This is a genomic window from Nitrosomonas ureae, from assembly GCF_001455205.1.
GTDB classification, from domain to species: domain Bacteria; phylum Pseudomonadota; class Gammaproteobacteria; order Burkholderiales; family Nitrosomonadaceae; genus Nitrosomonas; species Nitrosomonas ureae.
In genome coordinates this window covers 1,888,411-1,903,868 of sequence record NZ_CP013341.1, presented here as the reverse complement: position 1 = coordinate 1,903,868, position 15,458 = coordinate 1,888,411, and the positions used below count along the sequence as shown (strand labels likewise).

The window sequence follows — 15,458 nt, the reverse complement described above, 5'->3', positions numbered from 1 at the left end:
TACAATTTATGTTAATTTATTAATTATCATCAATATTAATTGATTTAGATTCAGCATTAAATATTGGTCTATCAACTAGCTCTACCAAAGCCATTGGAGCATTATCTCCTTTTCTATAACCAAACTTAAGAATACGAACATATCCTCCAAGGCGAGTAACATAACGTGGTCCCAATTCAGAAAATAATTTTGTCACACTATCGCGGTCACGAAGTCTATTAAAAGCTAATCTTCTATTTGCAAGTGAAGGTTCTTTTCCTAAAGTAATCATAGGTTCAACATATCTTCTTAGTTCTTTAGCCTTTGGTAATGTTGTTTTAATAATCTCATGACGTAGCAACGAATTGCTCATGTTCTGAAACATGGCCTTTCTATGACTACTCGTTCGGTTCAATTTTCTGAAGGCATTACTGTGTCGCATGATTATTTTCCTTTGAAACACTATCAAGATTAGCTGGTGGCCAATTATCTAATTTCATTCCTAATGTAAGTTCTCTTGATGCTAAAACTTCTTTAATTTCATTCAGTGATTTTCTTCCTAAATTTGGCGTTCTCAGCAATTCAGCTTCAGTTCTCTGAATTAAATCGCCTATATAGTATATATTTTCAACTTTTAAACAATTGGCTGATCTTACTGTTAGCTCTAGATCATCAACTGGCCGGAGTAGTATAGGATCTATCTGCGGGGCTTGTGGTTTTTCTTTTGGTATAGGGGTACTTTCAAGATCAGCAAAAACAGATAATTGCTGAACTAAAACTCGAGCAGCAAAACGGATTGCTTCCTCGGGCTCAACCGCACCATTTGTTTCAATATCTACAATCAGCTTATCTAAATCAGTCCGTTGTTCTACACGAGCACTCTCAACCGAATAACTTACACGTTTAATTGGGCTAAAAGAAGCATCTAACAATATAGTCCCTATACTATTTTTTTCATTAATACCAGTTTTTCTAATATTAGCAGGAGCATAACCTCTCCCTTTTTCCACTTTAAGCTGCACATCAATTTTTCCTTCTGATGTGAGATGTGCAATCACATGCTCTGGATTAATTATTTCTACATCATGGCTAAGTTCAATATCTGCAGCAGTAACAATTCCTTTACCGGATTTCTTTAATGAAAGTATTACTTCATCATTATTATATAGTTTTAAGACGATACCCTTTATATTCATTAGTATATCAACAACATCTTCTTGCACACCATCCAGTGCTGAATATTCATGTAACACACCAGCAATTTTAATTTCTGTAGGAGCATATCCTGTCATAGAAGACAATAGTATTCGGCGCAGAGCATTTCCTAATGTATGCCCATAACCTCGCTCAAAGGGCTCCATGACAACTTTTGCATGAAGAGGTGATATATTTTGAACATCAATAATTCTTGGCGTTAGCAAATCTGTGCCGTGCATAGTAATAAATGTGCCTTAAGATAAAGAAAATCAACAATATTATTGATCACTTAGAATACAATTCGACAACCAAAGACTCATTAATCGTCGCAGGTAAATCAGATCGCTCAGGTTTTGTCTTAAAAATACCTTTCATTGCCTTGGTATCAACTTCAATCCAAGTTGGAAAATTACGATTATTTGCTATTTCGAGCGCATTCTTGATTCTCAATTGCCCCTTTGCCTTTTCAGCAACTTCGACCGTATCTCCACCTTTAACCATATATGAAGGAATATTGACACGACTACCATTTACTAAAATACCATTATGCCTAACAATCTGCCTCGCTTCAGATCGAGATGATCCGAACCCCATATGAAAAGCAACGTTATCCAAACGACTCTCAAGCGATTGAAGAAGATTATCGCCAGTTATACCGCGTTGCTTATCGGCAATTTTATAAATATTGCGAAATTGTTTTTCTAAGATTCCATATATTCTTCTTATTTTCTGTTTTTCCCGCAACTGACCGCCATAGTCCGAGATTCTTCCTTTCTTCTGACCATGCTGTCCTGGCGGATAATTTCTCCGCTCTATCGCACATTTATCAGTAAAGCATTTTTCACCTTTTAAAAAAAGTTTTTCGCCTTCTCGTCTACATTGTTTACATTTTGGTTCAAGGTTTTTTGCCAAAGTTTAATCTCCTCAAATTCTCCGTTTTTTTGGAGGGCGACATCCATTATGCGGTACTGGTGTTACATCTGAAATACTAGTTATTTTAAAGCCAGCAGAATTCAATGCTCTTACAGCGGAATCTCTTCCCGGTCCAGGGCCTTTAATTCTAACTTCTAAATTTTTTACACCACAATCGATTGCGATCTTACTTGCATTCTCGGCTGCAATTTGTGCTGCAAAAGGTGTACTTTTACGAGATCCCTTAAACCCCGCACCCCCCGAAGTCGCCCACGATAGAGCATTACCTTGTCGGTCTGTAATTGTAACAATTGTATTGTTAAACGAAGCATGTATATGAGCTATTCCTTCTGATACATTCTTTTTTATTTTTTTTCGTACTCTAGAAGTTATTTTAACCATTTATTTTCCTTTTATACAACTATATAAACAATCATATTATCTTGCACGTATCGCTTTACGCGGCCCTTTTCGCGTTCTTGCATTTGTACGTGTTCGTTGCCCCCTAACAGGGAGGCCCCGTCGATGACGCAAGCCTCGGTAACAGCCAAGATCCATAAGTCTTTTTATATTCATTGATATCTCTCGGCGTAAATCTCCTTCAATAGTCAGCTTCGAAACTTGATCACGTATCAATTCTATCTGATCTTCAGATAAATCTTTAAGCTTTATATCAATATCAATATCAATAGCTTTACATATATCTATTGAGCTTGTTCGACCGATTCCATAAATAGAAGTTAATGCTATACCAATATGTTTATGATTGGGAATATTTACACCAGCGATACGCGCCATTCAATTTCCTTGTTTCTTGTGTATAAAAAAAGATAAGTAATAAATAATTATCCTTGTCGCTGCTTATGTCTTCGATCCTCACATATTACTCGAAGTATTCTATTTCGACGTATGATCTTACATTTTCTACAAAATTTTTTTACAGAAGCATTTACTTTCATAGTATTTATTCCACAAAGGGTTTAAAATTATTATTTAGCTCTAAATGTAATTCTAGCTCTAGTAAGATCATATGGAGTTAAATCGACTGTAACTTTATCGCCAGGTAAAATCCTTATATAATGCATCCGCATCTTCCCTGAGATATGGCCAAGAACGATATGTCCATTTTCTAATTTTACTCTAAACGTCGCATTAGGAAGAGTTTCGAGTATCTCACCTTGCATTTGTATTGTTTCTTCTTTAGCCATCAATTATTATTATATCCCGCTATTTAACATTTAGTTTTCCACTATTAGTTTTAAGATTGGTTTTCTTTAATAAGCTATCATACTGCGAAGACATCACATGCGATTGTACTTGTGACATAAAATCCATCGTAACAATCACAATAATTAGAAGCGATGTGCCACCAAAATAAAATGGCACATTCCATTTCAGAATTAGAAATTCTGGCAACAAACACACGAGTGTTACATATATTGAACCAGCTAAAGTTAAGCGAAGCATTATTTTCTCAATATATCGCGTAGTTTGCTCTCCAGGCCTAATACCAGGTATAAAAGCTCCACTTTTTTTAAGATTATCTGCAGTTTCCTTTGGATTAAAAACGAGTGCTGTATAAAAAAAACAAAAGAAAACAATCATTATAGCGTATAACATTACATAAATTGGCTGCCCAGGAGCTAATGCGGCACTTATATCTTTTAATATTATCATTGAGTCATTATTAGCAAACCATCCAGCCAAGGTTGCTGGAAATAAAATAATGCTGGATGCGAATATGGGTGGTATCACACCGGCCATATTTATTTTTAAAGGCAAATGAGAGCTTTGTCCCCCATATATTTTTTGACCGATCTGGCGTTTCGCATAATTTACCAAAATACGCCTCTGTCCTTTTTCAACAAATACGACAAACCATGTAACCAAAGCAGCAGCTATAAAAATCCCCAGCGCAATGATAAAATGCATTGAACCAGTACTAACTAAATCTAAGGTACCTCCTATCGCACTTGGAAGTCCTGCCGCTATCCCAGCAAAAATTATCAAAGAAATTCCATTACCAATACCTCGCTCGGTAATTTGCTCCCCCAACCACATCAAAAAAATTGTTCCCGTCACCAACGTAATTACCGTTGTTAAGGTAAACATCCCACCTGGATCAATTACTAATCCATTTTGTGATTGAAGCGCAATAGATATTCCATAGCTTTGTACTAACGCTAGAGCAAGCGTGCCATATCTTGTATATTGCGTAATTTTTCTTCTGCCATTCTCTCCTTCTTTTTTTAGCGCCTCTAAATAAGGCACAGCAACAGTTCCAAGTTGCATAATGATAGAAGCAGAAATGTAAGGCATGATACCTAATGCAAATATAGAAAAACGCGAAAGGGCTCCCCCTGAAAACATATTAAACATACCCAAGACGCCACTTTCCTGCGATTCAAACAAATCCTTTAACACAATTGAATCAATACCAGGTACCGGAACGTGCGCACCAATTCTATATACGATTAACGCCAATAACAAAAACCATAAACGTCGCTTTAAATCATAAAATTTATCGACAGGCTTATTTGCTGCAACTTTTATAGCCACTTTTATCCCTTATGCTTCTATAATATTTTTCCACCCGAAGCTTCTATCATTACTTTTGCTCCTTTACTAACATAAAAACCCTGTAATGAAATTTCTTTATCAATCTGATCTGCACCATAAATTTTAACTTTTTTCACTTTATCTGAAATAATATTAAATTTTTTTAATAAATCGATGCTAATCACTTCATCAGGAATTAATTTTATGTCTCTCAATCGCAAACTATGATAATCAGTTTTTTTTAAAACGGAAAAACCTCTTTTAGGCAAGCGCCTTTGTATTGGCATCTGCCCTCCTTCAAATCCTACTTTATGAAAGCCTCCCGAGCGCGATTTTTGTCCTTTATGACCACGACCACAAGTTTTTCCCAAACCTGATCCCATTCCCCGACCCACTCGCACTTTATTTTTAACAGAACCTATACCAGGTTTAATTTTATTTAGGAACATATTAGCTAAATTTTATTAAGTATCGAACTTTATCTATCATCCCAAGAACTTCTGGGGTCTTAACAAGTATTGAACAACTATTTATCTTTTTTAATCCCAATCCTCTGATGGTTGCTCTATGAGATTTATTTACACCAATCAGACTTTTAAATAAAAAAATTTTTATTGTGCCTGGAGTTATATCAGTAGTCATTGTTTTTATCCAAGAATTTCTTTAACTGTCTTTCCACGCTTAGCTGCTATGGCTGCTGGCGTATTCATCATATTCAATCCTTTGAGCGTTGCTCGCACCACATTATACGGATTTGTAGAACCAATACATTTAGCAAGTATATCCGTCATGCCCACAACTTCGAAAATTGCTCGCATAGGACCTCCAGCAATAATCCCTGTCCCCTCAGGAGCAGGCTGCATGTATATCTTTGCAGCTCCGTGAGAAGCTGTTATTGGATGATATATTGTGCCATTCTTTAGTTTAACTTTTATCATTTTTCTACGAGCTTCATCCATTGCTTTTTGAACAGCAACTGGCACTTCACGGGATTTTCCCTTGCCCATACCAACACTTCCATCACCATCACCAACAACTGTAAGCGCCGCAAAACCTAATATACGCCCACCTTTAACAACTTTAGTAACTCTATTGATAGCAACCATTTTCTCACGCAAGTCATCACTTCCTTCATCACTTCCTAAAAGCTTTCCATTTGCCTTTCCAACTTTTACCATCACTAATCCTTCTTTAGAATCTTAATCCATTTTGACGTGCTGCTTCTGCCAACGCTTTAACTCTGCCATGAAATTTATATCCTGCTCTATCAAAAGCGATATCTGTTATTCCACATTCCTTTCCTTTTTCCGCGATTCTTTTTCCAATGAGAGCTGCTGCTGATATCGTGTTACCAGTTGATATCTCCTTTTTAACCTCTGGCTCCAAAGTAGACGCGCATGCAATAGTTCTATGATGCTTATCATCGATTAATTGCGCATAAATATGCAAGTTAGTTCGATGAATTGATAATCTTATGACTCCAATTTCTGCAATTTTGAATCGAGTTTTTTTTGATCGCTTTAGACGTTTATCTTTCAAATTTTCCATATACTTAACTTATTTCTTCTTCGTTTCTTTAAGAATGATACTCTCATTTGAGTAACGAATACCTTTCCCTTTATATGGCTCTGGTTTTCTATACGACCGTAAATCAGCAGCTACTTGCCCAACCATTTGTTTATTTGTTCCCTTAATATGTATTTCCGTTTGTGTCGGAGTTTCAATTTTTATTCCTTCAGGTATTATATAATCTATCGAATGCGAAAAGCCAAGCGCCAGATTAATTCTATCTTGAGTTGCTTGCGCTCTATAACCAACCCCAACTAGTTGCAATTTTTTTTCAAATCCAACGGTCACACCTTGAACCATATTAGCTATAAGCGATCTCATAGTTCCCGACATAGCATTAGCCTGTTTAGATTCTAATACGCATTTCACTCTAATCTCGTTACCAGTCACTTCCAACATTACACTATTAGTTAATTTTTGATGCAGAACACCTAAAGGACCTTTAACAGTTAGGCCAATGTCAGAAGAGCTTACTTCCACGCTGGAAGGAATGACTACAGGATTTTTACTTACACGAGACATTTAAAATATCCTTTAAACAACATAACATAATAGTTCTCCTCCAACTCTAAGCATTTGCGCTTTTCTTTGGGTCATTACACCTTTCGAGGTTGACATAATTGCAACACCCAATCCATTCATAACGTTTGGTAGGTTTTTACTAGATTTATAAATTCTTAGACCAGGTTTACTGACGCGCGATATCTTTTCAATCACACTAGCGCCCGAATAGTATTTCAATTCAACTTCTAAATTAGTTTTAATACCTTCTTCAAAAATATTAAAATTTTCAATATACCCTTCATCTTTAAGAACCATGGCTATTGCTTTCTTGATACGAGAATTTGGCATTATTACAGATTTTTTTTTAGCCAATTGTGCATTACGTATGCGTGTTAGCATATCAGCAATTGGATCACTCATACTCATAATGATATTTACCCACCGATTAGTTATATTAATAAAACCTAATGAACAAGCTTTGATTAACTAAAATATTTCCACATCACCAACTCGCCTTTATTATCCCTGGTATTTTTCCACTCATTGCAATATCTCTTAACTTACCTCTTCCTAAGCCAAATTTTGAGTACACTCCCCGCGGTCTACCAGTTAACGTACACCTGTTCCTTAATCGAACAGGACTAGAGTCTCTCGGGAATTTTTGTAATGCGAGATGAGCTTCATTACGCTCCGCATCACTTAGCTTAGAATCATTTATTATTTTCTTTAAATTTACTCTTCTCTCATTATACTTTTGTATAATTTTATATCTTTTTATATTTCTATTAATAATAGAAAGCTTTGCCATTCTAATCTCAATTTTTAAAAGGAAAGTTAAAAGCAGTCAATAACGCTTTCGCTTCTGCATCACTCTTAGCGGTAGTTGTGATTGATATATTCATACCCCTCAGACTGTCAATTTTATCATAATCTATCTCAGGGAATATGATTTGTTCTTTCACGCCCATATTATAATTACCTCTTCCATCGAAAGATTTGCTCGAAATTCCTCTAAAATCTCTTATCCTAGGTATTGCAATTGTTATCAATCGATCAAGAAATTCGTACATTCTAACTCGCCGCAACGTAACCATACATCCTATTGGATAATCCTTTCTCACTTTAAATGTAGCAATGGATTTCTTAGCTTTAGTAATTACCGGCTGTTGACCCGATATCTTTTTAATGTCAGATAATGCGCTCTCAATTATCTTTTTGTCAACAGTTGCCTCGCCAAGCCCAATATTTAATGTAACTTTAGTTATACTAGGAACCTGCATGACAGAATTGTACTTGAATTGTTCCATTAATTTTTTCACAACCGTATTTCTATAATACTCTTGTAAGCGAGCCATATTTAACCTACTTCCTCTTTACGATTCAATCAAATCACCACTAGATTTAAATATGCGTACTTTATTATTATCTAAGTTAAATTTAAATCCCACTCTATCAGATTTCTTTGAATTAAAATTATAAATTGCGACATTAGAAACATGTATCGGCATCTCTTTGCTTATTATACCACCTGAGGTACCATTAGTCGGATTTGGTTTTTGATGTTTCTTAACCATATTTATACCTTGAACAATTAAATAATCACTTCTTTCAACATGAAGGACAGTTCCTCTTTTTCCTTTATCTTTACCGGCAATAATTATCACATCATCACCTTTTCTTAATTTCTGCATGCTATTTTCCTTCCGTCGCTATAATACTTCTGGAGCTAGAGATACGATCTTCATAAAATGCACACTTCGCAACTCGCGCGTCACTGGACCGAAAATGCGTGTTCCAATCGGTTCAAATTTATTATTAAGTAATACAGCAGCATTATCATCAAATTTTAATAAAGAACCATCATTACGTCTAACGCCTTTTGCTGTTCTAACCACTAACGCATTATATACTTCGCCTTTTTTAACTTTCCCCCTAGGCGCCGCATCTTTAACACTAACTTTAATAATATCACCTATCCCTGCATACTTTCTTTTTGATCCGCCAAGTACTTTTATACACATAATTGACCGAGCGCCCGTATTATCTGCCACTCGTAATATTGATTGCATTTGGATCATTTTTTATTCACTTTTATTAAACTTTATTTTCGATATATAAATACTAGTTTTATGTAATCAATATTTGTATCAATACACAAATTAACAGAAATGATCATAGTATTTACTTATTATTCTCAAATATTGAATCACATAATCTTATTTTTTATTACCAATAGAACTTGTTTATTCTGCTTTTTCTATACTTTATCTATTACTTTCCAATTTTTCGTTTTAGATAAAGGCCGACACTCTTCCAAGAGAACAATATCACCTATAGAATATTGATTAATTTCATCATGAGCATGATATTTCTTAGATCTCGTGATAAATTTCCCATATAAAGGATGCATCAGTTTACGTTCTATTAAAACAGTTACAGTCTTATCCATCTTATCACTAATAACTTTTCCACTTATAGTGCGATTTTTATCATTTTTCATAATTGTTTTGTCGCTGAGTTATGAATGTTTTTACTCTGGCAATATCTCTTTTTATCATTTTTAATTTCTTTGTATTCGACAATTGCTGTGTTGCCAATTGCATTCGTAGTCCAAATTGTGCTCTCAACAAAGAAATAAGTTCTACATTTAATTCCGATAGTTGCTTATCTTTCAGTTCGATTGACTTCATTGCTATCCACCGATTTGCCTTATAGTAAATGTCGTTCTAATTGGAAGTTTAGCCGCAGCTAATCGAAAAGCCTCTTTCGCCAATTCTTCTGTAACACCATCCATCTCGTATAGTACTTTTCCAGGCTGTATCTCAGCCACATAATATTCTGGATTTCCTTTTCCGTTACCCATTCTAACTTCAGCAGGTTTTTGAGAAATCGGTTTATCCGGAAAAATTCTAATCCAGATCCTTCCCCCTCTTTTGATATGTCTTGTCATCGCTCTACGAGCCGCCTCAATTTGGCGAGATGTTAATCGACCTCTTCCTATTGCTTTTAAACCAAATTCCCCAAAACTAACTTTGGCCCCGCGCGTAGCAATTCCTGTATTTCTTCCTTTCTGCTGCTTTCTATATTTAGTTCTAGCTGGCTGAAGCATTTATTCCTCCACAATTCATTTCTTATCAACTTTTTCAATATGCTCAATATAGGTTGAACTATCTTCTAATTCAGCAGAATCTTTATTATTACTTTTCTCATTCTTTGAACCTGAGGCATTTATGAGTGATAAAGAAGATCGTTTATTGTGTTTCTTTTTTTCATTTTCTGAATTCGGATTTGTAATTAAATGATTTACTTGATCACCTTTGCCAAGTAATTCACCCTTAAAAATCCATACCTTAATACCTATTATTCCATAAGTAGTTTTAGCTTCCGATGTTCCATAATCAATGTCTGCTCTTAACGTATGAAGCGGAACCCTTCCTTCCCGATACCATTCAGTACGAGCAATCTCAATCCCATTCAATCTACCAGAGCTCATGATTTTTATTCCTTGAGCACCAAGCCTCATAGCATTTTGCATTGCACGTTTCATTGCTCTTCGAAACATTATTCTTTTTTCTAACTGCTGCGCAATATTATCAGCTATCAATTGCGCGTCGATTTCAGGTTTTCTAATTTCTTCTATATTTACATGAACGGGAACCCCCATTCTTTTTTGTAGTTCACTACGCAGTATCTCAATATCCTCACCTTTTTTACCAATAACGACACCTGGCCTAGAGCTAAAAATTGTAATTCTAGCGTTTTTTGAAGGTCTTTCTATCAAAATCTTACCAACAGATGCATTTTTAAGCCTATTTGCCAAAAAAGTTCGAACCTTTATATCTTCATTAAGCATAGTTGCAAAATTACTACTATTCGCATACCATCTTGATAACCAATTTTTATGCACAGACAATCTAAAGCCAGTCGGATTTATTTTTTGACCCATATCAGTTAGTGCCTTTATATGTAGAGCCACTACCATCACCCAAAGTCAACGATATATGGCAAGTCGGTTTTACAATTTTATTTCCACGTCCCTTAGCTCGAGCACTTGTTCTCTTCATAGATGTGCCTTGATCAACCGTAATTGACAAAATCTTAAGCTCATCAATATCGGCACCATCATTATGTTCAGCATTAGCTATTGCAGACTCTAGTAGTCTATGTATTAGCTCTGCTCCCTTTTTAGGGGTAAATGTTAATATGTTTAACGCCTTGTCTACTGCTACACCTCTTATCTGATCGGCAACAAGACGGCATTTTTGCGCTGAGATTCTTGCACCACGTAATTTAGCAATTGTTTCCATCTTTATATTCTAACGCTTAGTAACAATTTTCTTATCACCAGCATGTCCTTTAAAAGTACGCGTTAATGAGAATTCCCCAAATTTATGGCCTACCATATTCTCGGTAACAAATATCGGTATATGTTGCTTTCCATTATGGACTGCTACTGTTAATCCAATGAAATCAGGCAATATCGTTGATCGCCTTGACCATGTTTTGATAGGGCGCTTATCATTCGTATTTCGCGCTTTTTCAATTTTTGCAACTAAATGAGCATCAACGAATGGTCCTTTCTTTACTGAGCGCGGCATCTAATTAACCTTTCTTTGAATAACGATGACGAATTATCATCACATTTGTTCTTTTATTTTTACGAGTTCTATATCCCTTCGCTGGCACTCCCCATGGACTTACTGGATGTCTCCCTGCCGACGTTCTACCTTCACCACCCCCATGAGGATGATCTATGGGATTCATCGCCACACCTCGAACAGTGGGCCTAATTCCACGCCATCTTACTGCGCCGGCCTTACCTATCGACCTCAAACTATGCTCCGCATTTCCTACCTCGCCTATAGTAGCCCTGCAATCAATGTGCACTTTACGAACTTCGCCTGAGCGCAGTTTAATTTGCGCATAATTACCTTCCCTAGCTTGTAGTTGCACAAACGAACCTGCGGACCTAGCTAATTGAGCTCCTTTTCCAGGCAACAACTCGACACAGTGAACTATAGTTCCCATTGGTATATTGCGTAGTGACAAAGTATCACCAAGCTTAATTTGTGCCAGTTTTCCACTGCCAATTTTCATCCCTACTACCAACCCTTTTGGCGCAATTATGTATTTTCTTTCACCATCGCCATAACATACCAAAGCAATATTTGCTGATCTGTTGGGATCATATTCAATACGTTCTACCGTAGCAATAACATCATCTTTATTGCGCTTAAAATCGATCACCCTATAGTGCTGTTTATGCCCTCCGCCACGATGCCGTGTAGTAATATGTCCATGATGATTACGGCCAGCGGTTTTAGATTGCTTTTCAAGTAAACTTTTATGAGGCCTTCCTTTGTATAATTCTTTATTTATTAACTTAACAACCGATCTGCGCCCAGGCGATGTGGGTTTTAATTTCACAAGTTGCATTACTTAGCCTCTATATTCGCAAAATTTGTAAAATTAAGCTCTTGCTCATTTTTAATACTCACAATAGCTTTTTTCCAATCAGATCTTTTTCCTACAAAACGCCCAAATCGCTTTTGTTTTCCTTTTACATTAATTGTCTGAACTTTTTTAACTTCAATTTTTTGTTCTTTCCATAACAACTCTACAGCTCTCTTAATTTCCAGCTTAGTAGCATCTCTCGCCACGCGAAATATAGTTTGATTATTTTTCTCTCCCAGATAAGTTGATTTTTCTGAAATATGAGGTGCCAATATAATTTTTAACAAATGCCCCTGATTGGTATTCTGATTACTCATGAAAGAAGCTCCTCTATTTTTTTCAAACCATCACTTGTGACAAGCGTTTTCTTAAATTTTAAAAGACTGATCGGATCTATATTGTTTACTTCAACCACAGCAACATTTGGAATGTTGCGCGATGATAAATAAAGATTATTATCAATCTGGCCAGTAATAATCATCACATTACTCAATCCAAGATCTTCTAATTTCTTAGACAATGCTTTAGTTTTATACGATTCTACGCAAAATGATTCAATAACAAGCAGTCTATTATCGCGAATTAGCTGTGACAATATAGAACTTATTCCAGCACGGTACATTTTTTTATTCAATTTTTTCCTAAAATTTTCCCCAGAACTATTAGGAAAAATTTTTCCACCCCCACGCCATATAGGACTTGAAGTCATACCAGCACGAGCTCTGCCCGTTCCTTTTTGTCGCCAAGGTTTACGAGTCGACTTATCAATATCAGATCTACTTTTTTGTGCTCGAGTTGCAGAACGTGCGTTAGATAAGTATGAAGTGACAACTTGATGAACTAGCGCTTCGTTATAATTTCTCATAAAAAGCTCATCAGAAACAGTTATGCTCGCTGTTTTCTGATCGTTACTACCAATAAGCTCTATTTTCATTGCCCATTCACCTTACTTATTTATATTTTGTTTTTATTAATTTATTTTTTTTCTTTTACGCTTGATCGAACTACTACATATCCATCTTTTGATCCTGGAATTGCACCTTTGACTAACAACAAATTTCTTTCACTATCAATTCGTAATATCTCAAGATTTTGTATAGTTCTTCTGACATTTCCCATATGTGCCGCCATACGTTTACCTGGAAAAATACGCCCTGGGTCTTGTGCCATACCAATCGAGCCGGGTTTTTTATGCGCTTTTGAATTACCATGACTTGCTCTATTAGAAGAGAAGTTGTGCAACTTTATTGCACCAGAAAAACCTTTTCCTATCGTAACCCCGGATATATCAACCTTCTGCCCTACTTTAAATATATCGCTCTTAATTTCCATTCCGCTTTGAAGTGGGTCAAGAATGGAGTCATTCTTTACTCTAAACTCTCTAACAATACTTCCAGCCACTACGCCAGCTTTAGCACAATGGCCTGCTGTTGGTTTATTAACTCTTGATATCTTTTTCTGACCAAAAGATACTTGAGCAGCACAATAACCATCAGAAGAAGTTTTCTTTATTTGAGTTATACGATTACTGGCAACATCAATTACCGTTACCGGAAAAGCATCTCCATTTTCTGCAAAAATTCGCATCATACCAATTTTACGGCCAATTAATCCTAAACTCATTTCATCTCTCTTTCTAGGAGCGTTCTTATTTAATTTCTTAAAATAAAAAATATATTAATAAATTATGAGTATTGTATTTTCATTTATAGCTTTATCTCTACATCAACGCCTGCTGGCAAATCTAACTTCATCAACGCATCTACTGTTTTATCTGTCGGATCTATTATATCCATTAATCTTAAATGCGTTCTAATTTCAAACTGATCACGTGAAGTCTTATTTACATGAGGTGAACGCAACACATCAAAACGCTCAATTTTTGTTGGCAATGGGATTGGCCCCTTAACTACTGCCCCTGTTCGCTTTGCTGTCTCAACAATTTCTATAGCCGACTTATCTATCAAACGATAATCGAAGGCTTTAAGACGAATTCTAATTTTTTGATTTTGCATACACTCGTTCCTGAGTTAATAAATTCAATATTTAAATACACCAAACATTGAACTTATTTTTCCTTACGTTCTCTCATATTACTCAATAATTTTAGCAACAACGCCCGCACCAACGGTTCTTCCACCTTCACGTATCGCAAAACGCAATCCGTCTTCCATCGCAATTGGTGCTATTAAGTTTACCGTTACCGAAACATTATCCCCAGGCATCACCATCTCTGTTCCCGCCGGCAACTCTATCGCTCCCGTCACATCTGTCGTTCTAAAATAAAACTGTGGGCGATAGCCAGGAAAAAACGGAGTGTGCCTTCCACCTTCTTCCTTGCTTAATACATAAATCTCCGCCGTGAATTTAGTATGGGGCGATATACTGCCCGGTTTCGCCAATACTTGACCCCGCTCCACCTCTTCACGCTTCGTGCCACGCAGAAGTATCCCCACGTTATCTCCTGCCTGCCCCTGGTCCAGAAGCTTACGAAACATTTCAACTCCTGTGCATACTGTCTTTAGTGTCGGCTTGAGACCTACTATCTCGATCTCTTCACCCACTTTGATTATGCCTCTCTCTACGCGACCCGTTACAACCGTTCCGCGACCAGATATTGAAAACACATCTTCAACCGGCATAATGAAGGCACCATCAATAGCACGCTCCGGTTGTGGAATATAGCTATCCAGCGCATCTGCTAATTTCAGAATGGAAGCCTCACCAATATCACTTTGGTCCCCCTCAAGCGCTTTCAACGCTGATCCAACTATAATCGGCGTATCATCACCAGGAAAATCGTATTTCGATAACAGTTCACGTATCTCCATCTCCACCAATTCAATCAGCTCCGCATCATCAACCATGTCTGCTTTATTCATGTACACAATAATGTAAGGAACACCCACTTGACGCGCCAACAAAATATGTTCCCGCGTCTGCGGCATCGGACCATCGGCTGCAGATACCACCAATATCGCCCCATCCATTTGGGCCGCACCAGTAATCATATTCTTTACGTAATCCGCATGGCCCGGGCAATCCACATGAGCATAATGACGCTTATCCGTCTCATATTCAACATGAGCTGTATTTATGGTTATTCCGCGTGCACGTTCTTCCGGTGCAGAGTCAATTTGATCATAACTCTTAGCTTCTCCACCAAACTTCTTCGTCAATATCGTCGTAATTGCCGCCGTAAGCGTAGTCTTACCATGATCCACGTGCCCTATCGTTCCAACATTCACATGTGGCTTCGACCGCTCAAATTTACTCTTTGCCAT

Annotated in this window: 30 protein-coding genes; all 30 read right to left on the bottom strand. The window is 36.7% G+C overall.

Annotated features, from left to right (window positions below; translation table 11 throughout):
- Nucleotides 1-19: 19 nt before the first annotated feature.
- Nucleotides 20-421: a 50S ribosomal protein L17 gene (gene rplQ / locus ATY38_RS08680; protein ID WP_062558954.1), complete on the bottom strand. Its 402-nt coding sequence runs from the start codon at nucleotides 419-421 to the stop codon at nucleotides 20-22.
- Nucleotides 408-1,415: a DNA-directed RNA polymerase subunit alpha gene (locus tag ATY38_RS08675; RefSeq protein WP_062558953.1), complete on the bottom strand. Its 1,008-nt coding sequence runs from the start codon at nucleotides 1,413-1,415 to the stop codon at nucleotides 408-410. The genes rplQ and ATY38_RS08675 overlap by 14 nt, the downstream gene beginning before the upstream one ends.
- Nucleotides 1,416-1,461: 46 nt before the next feature.
- The gene (gene rpsD / locus ATY38_RS08670; RefSeq protein WP_062558952.1) at nucleotides 1,462-2,088 is read right to left on the bottom strand and encodes a 30S ribosomal protein S4; all 627 of its coding nucleotides are present in this window, start codon (nucleotides 2,086-2,088) and stop codon (nucleotides 1,462-1,464) included.
- 12 nt (nucleotides 2,089-2,100) lie between these two features.
- Nucleotides 2,101-2,490, bottom strand: coding sequence for a 30S ribosomal protein S11 (gene rpsK / locus ATY38_RS08665; RefSeq protein ID WP_062558951.1), 390 nt, complete (start codon nucleotides 2,488-2,490; stop codon nucleotides 2,101-2,103).
- A 36-nt stretch (nucleotides 2,491-2,526) separates the two neighbouring features.
- Entirely contained in the window at nucleotides 2,527-2,886 is a 360-nt protein-coding gene (gene rpsM / locus ATY38_RS08660; protein ID WP_062558950.1) for a 30S ribosomal protein S13, read from the bottom strand.
- Nucleotides 2,887-2,933: 47 nt separating this feature from the next.
- A complete protein-coding gene (gene rpmJ, locus ATY38_RS15480) occupies nucleotides 2,934-3,047 on the bottom strand; it encodes a 50S ribosomal protein L36 (protein WP_074702129.1) in 114 nt (37 codons plus the stop codon).
- Between the two features lie 30 nt (nucleotides 3,048-3,077).
- Nucleotides 3,078-3,296 carry a translation initiation factor IF-1 gene (infA, locus tag ATY38_RS08655; protein ID WP_013647126.1) on the bottom strand — a complete coding sequence of 73 codons (219 nt, stop codon included), beginning with the start codon at nucleotides 3,294-3,296 and terminating at the stop codon, nucleotides 3,078-3,080.
- 19 nt (nucleotides 3,297-3,315) lie between these two features.
- Nucleotides 3,316-4,647: a preprotein translocase subunit SecY gene (secY, locus tag ATY38_RS08650; protein WP_074702127.1), complete on the bottom strand. Its 1,332-nt coding sequence runs from the start codon at nucleotides 4,645-4,647 to the stop codon at nucleotides 3,316-3,318.
- 17 nt (nucleotides 4,648-4,664) lie between these two features.
- Complete coding sequence (gene rplO, locus ATY38_RS08645; RefSeq protein ID WP_062558949.1) at nucleotides 4,665-5,096, bottom strand: 50S ribosomal protein L15; 432 nt, start codon at nucleotides 5,094-5,096, stop codon at nucleotides 4,665-4,667.
- A gap of 1 nt (nucleotide 5,097) precedes the next feature.
- Complete coding sequence (gene rpmD, locus ATY38_RS08640; RefSeq protein ID WP_097107133.1) at nucleotides 5,098-5,289, bottom strand: 50S ribosomal protein L30; 192 nt, start codon at nucleotides 5,287-5,289, stop codon at nucleotides 5,098-5,100.
- Between the two features lie 5 nt (nucleotides 5,290-5,294).
- Nucleotides 5,295-5,825, bottom strand: a complete 531-nt coding sequence (gene rpsE, locus ATY38_RS08635) for a 30S ribosomal protein S5 (protein ID WP_062558948.1) — start codon at nucleotides 5,823-5,825, stop codon at nucleotides 5,295-5,297.
- A 13-nt stretch (nucleotides 5,826-5,838) separates the two neighbouring features.
- Nucleotides 5,839-6,195 carry a 50S ribosomal protein L18 gene (rplR, locus tag ATY38_RS08630; RefSeq protein ID WP_062558947.1) on the bottom strand — a complete coding sequence of 119 codons (357 nt, stop codon included), beginning with the start codon at nucleotides 6,193-6,195 and terminating at the stop codon, nucleotides 5,839-5,841.
- A 9-nt stretch (nucleotides 6,196-6,204) separates the two neighbouring features.
- Nucleotides 6,205-6,738, bottom strand: coding sequence for a 50S ribosomal protein L6 (gene rplF, locus ATY38_RS08625; RefSeq protein WP_062558946.1), 534 nt, complete (start codon nucleotides 6,736-6,738; stop codon nucleotides 6,205-6,207).
- 12 nt (nucleotides 6,739-6,750) lie between these two features.
- Complete coding sequence (gene rpsH / locus ATY38_RS08620; RefSeq protein WP_062558945.1) at nucleotides 6,751-7,146, bottom strand: 30S ribosomal protein S8; 396 nt, start codon at nucleotides 7,144-7,146, stop codon at nucleotides 6,751-6,753.
- Between the two features lie 76 nt (nucleotides 7,147-7,222).
- Nucleotides 7,223-7,528 (bottom strand): 30S ribosomal protein S14, encoded by a 306-nt coding sequence (gene rpsN / locus ATY38_RS08615; protein WP_062558944.1) that lies wholly within the window; start codon nucleotides 7,526-7,528, stop codon nucleotides 7,223-7,225.
- Between the two features lie 7 nt (nucleotides 7,529-7,535).
- Nucleotides 7,536-8,075: a 50S ribosomal protein L5 gene (rplE, locus tag ATY38_RS08610; protein WP_062558943.1), complete on the bottom strand. Its 540-nt coding sequence runs from the start codon at nucleotides 8,073-8,075 to the stop codon at nucleotides 7,536-7,538.
- An 18-nt stretch (nucleotides 8,076-8,093) separates the two neighbouring features.
- Nucleotides 8,094-8,411: a 50S ribosomal protein L24 gene (rplX, locus tag ATY38_RS08605; RefSeq protein ID WP_062558942.1), complete on the bottom strand. Its 318-nt coding sequence runs from the start codon at nucleotides 8,409-8,411 to the stop codon at nucleotides 8,094-8,096.
- Nucleotides 8,412-8,429: 18 nt separating this feature from the next.
- Nucleotides 8,430-8,798: a 50S ribosomal protein L14 gene (gene rplN / locus ATY38_RS08600; RefSeq protein ID WP_062558941.1), complete on the bottom strand. Its 369-nt coding sequence runs from the start codon at nucleotides 8,796-8,798 to the stop codon at nucleotides 8,430-8,432.
- A 179-nt stretch (nucleotides 8,799-8,977) separates the two neighbouring features.
- Nucleotides 8,978-9,220 carry a 30S ribosomal protein S17 gene (rpsQ, locus tag ATY38_RS08595; protein WP_062558940.1) on the bottom strand — a complete coding sequence of 81 codons (243 nt, stop codon included), beginning with the start codon at nucleotides 9,218-9,220 and terminating at the stop codon, nucleotides 8,978-8,980.
- A complete protein-coding gene (rpmC, locus tag ATY38_RS08590) occupies nucleotides 9,210-9,410 on the bottom strand; it encodes a 50S ribosomal protein L29 (protein ID WP_062558939.1) in 201 nt (66 codons plus the stop codon). The genes rpsQ and rpmC overlap by 11 nt, the downstream gene beginning before the upstream one ends.
- Nucleotides 9,411-9,412: 2 nt before the next feature.
- A complete protein-coding gene (gene rplP / locus ATY38_RS08585) occupies nucleotides 9,413-9,829 on the bottom strand; it encodes a 50S ribosomal protein L16 (RefSeq protein ID WP_062558938.1) in 417 nt (138 codons plus the stop codon).
- Nucleotides 9,830-9,844: 15 nt separating this feature from the next.
- Entirely contained in the window at nucleotides 9,845-10,666 is an 822-nt protein-coding gene (gene rpsC / locus ATY38_RS08580) for a 30S ribosomal protein S3 (protein ID WP_062558937.1), read from the bottom strand.
- A 1-nt stretch (nucleotide 10,667) separates the two neighbouring features.
- A complete protein-coding gene (rplV, locus tag ATY38_RS08575) occupies nucleotides 10,668-11,027 on the bottom strand; it encodes a 50S ribosomal protein L22 (RefSeq protein ID WP_062558936.1) in 360 nt (119 codons plus the stop codon).
- 9 nt (nucleotides 11,028-11,036) lie between these two features.
- Entirely contained in the window at nucleotides 11,037-11,318 is a 282-nt protein-coding gene (gene rpsS, locus ATY38_RS08570; RefSeq protein WP_062558935.1) for a 30S ribosomal protein S19, read from the bottom strand.
- 4 nt (nucleotides 11,319-11,322) lie between these two features.
- A complete protein-coding gene (rplB, locus tag ATY38_RS08565) occupies nucleotides 11,323-12,156 on the bottom strand; it encodes a 50S ribosomal protein L2 (RefSeq protein WP_062558934.1) in 834 nt (277 codons plus the stop codon).
- Nucleotides 12,156-12,491, bottom strand: coding sequence for a 50S ribosomal protein L23 (gene rplW / locus ATY38_RS08560; protein WP_062558933.1), 336 nt, complete (start codon nucleotides 12,489-12,491; stop codon nucleotides 12,156-12,158). The genes rplB and rplW overlap by 1 nt, the downstream gene beginning before the upstream one ends.
- Nucleotides 12,488-13,108, bottom strand: coding sequence for a 50S ribosomal protein L4 (gene rplD / locus ATY38_RS08555; protein ID WP_062558932.1), 621 nt, complete (start codon nucleotides 13,106-13,108; stop codon nucleotides 12,488-12,490). Before rplD ends, rplW begins: the two co-directional genes overlap by 4 nt.
- Before the next feature lie 41 nt (nucleotides 13,109-13,149).
- Nucleotides 13,150-13,797 (bottom strand): 50S ribosomal protein L3, encoded by a 648-nt coding sequence (gene rplC, locus ATY38_RS08550; protein WP_062558931.1) that lies wholly within the window; start codon nucleotides 13,795-13,797, stop codon nucleotides 13,150-13,152.
- 83 nt (nucleotides 13,798-13,880) lie between these two features.
- The gene (gene rpsJ / locus ATY38_RS08545; RefSeq protein ID WP_013647104.1) at nucleotides 13,881-14,189 is read right to left on the bottom strand and encodes a 30S ribosomal protein S10; all 309 of its coding nucleotides are present in this window, start codon (nucleotides 14,187-14,189) and stop codon (nucleotides 13,881-13,883) included.
- Between the two features lie 78 nt (nucleotides 14,190-14,267).
- A complete protein-coding gene (gene tuf, locus ATY38_RS08540) occupies nucleotides 14,268-15,458 on the bottom strand; it encodes an elongation factor Tu (protein ID WP_013647103.1) in 1,191 nt (396 codons plus the stop codon).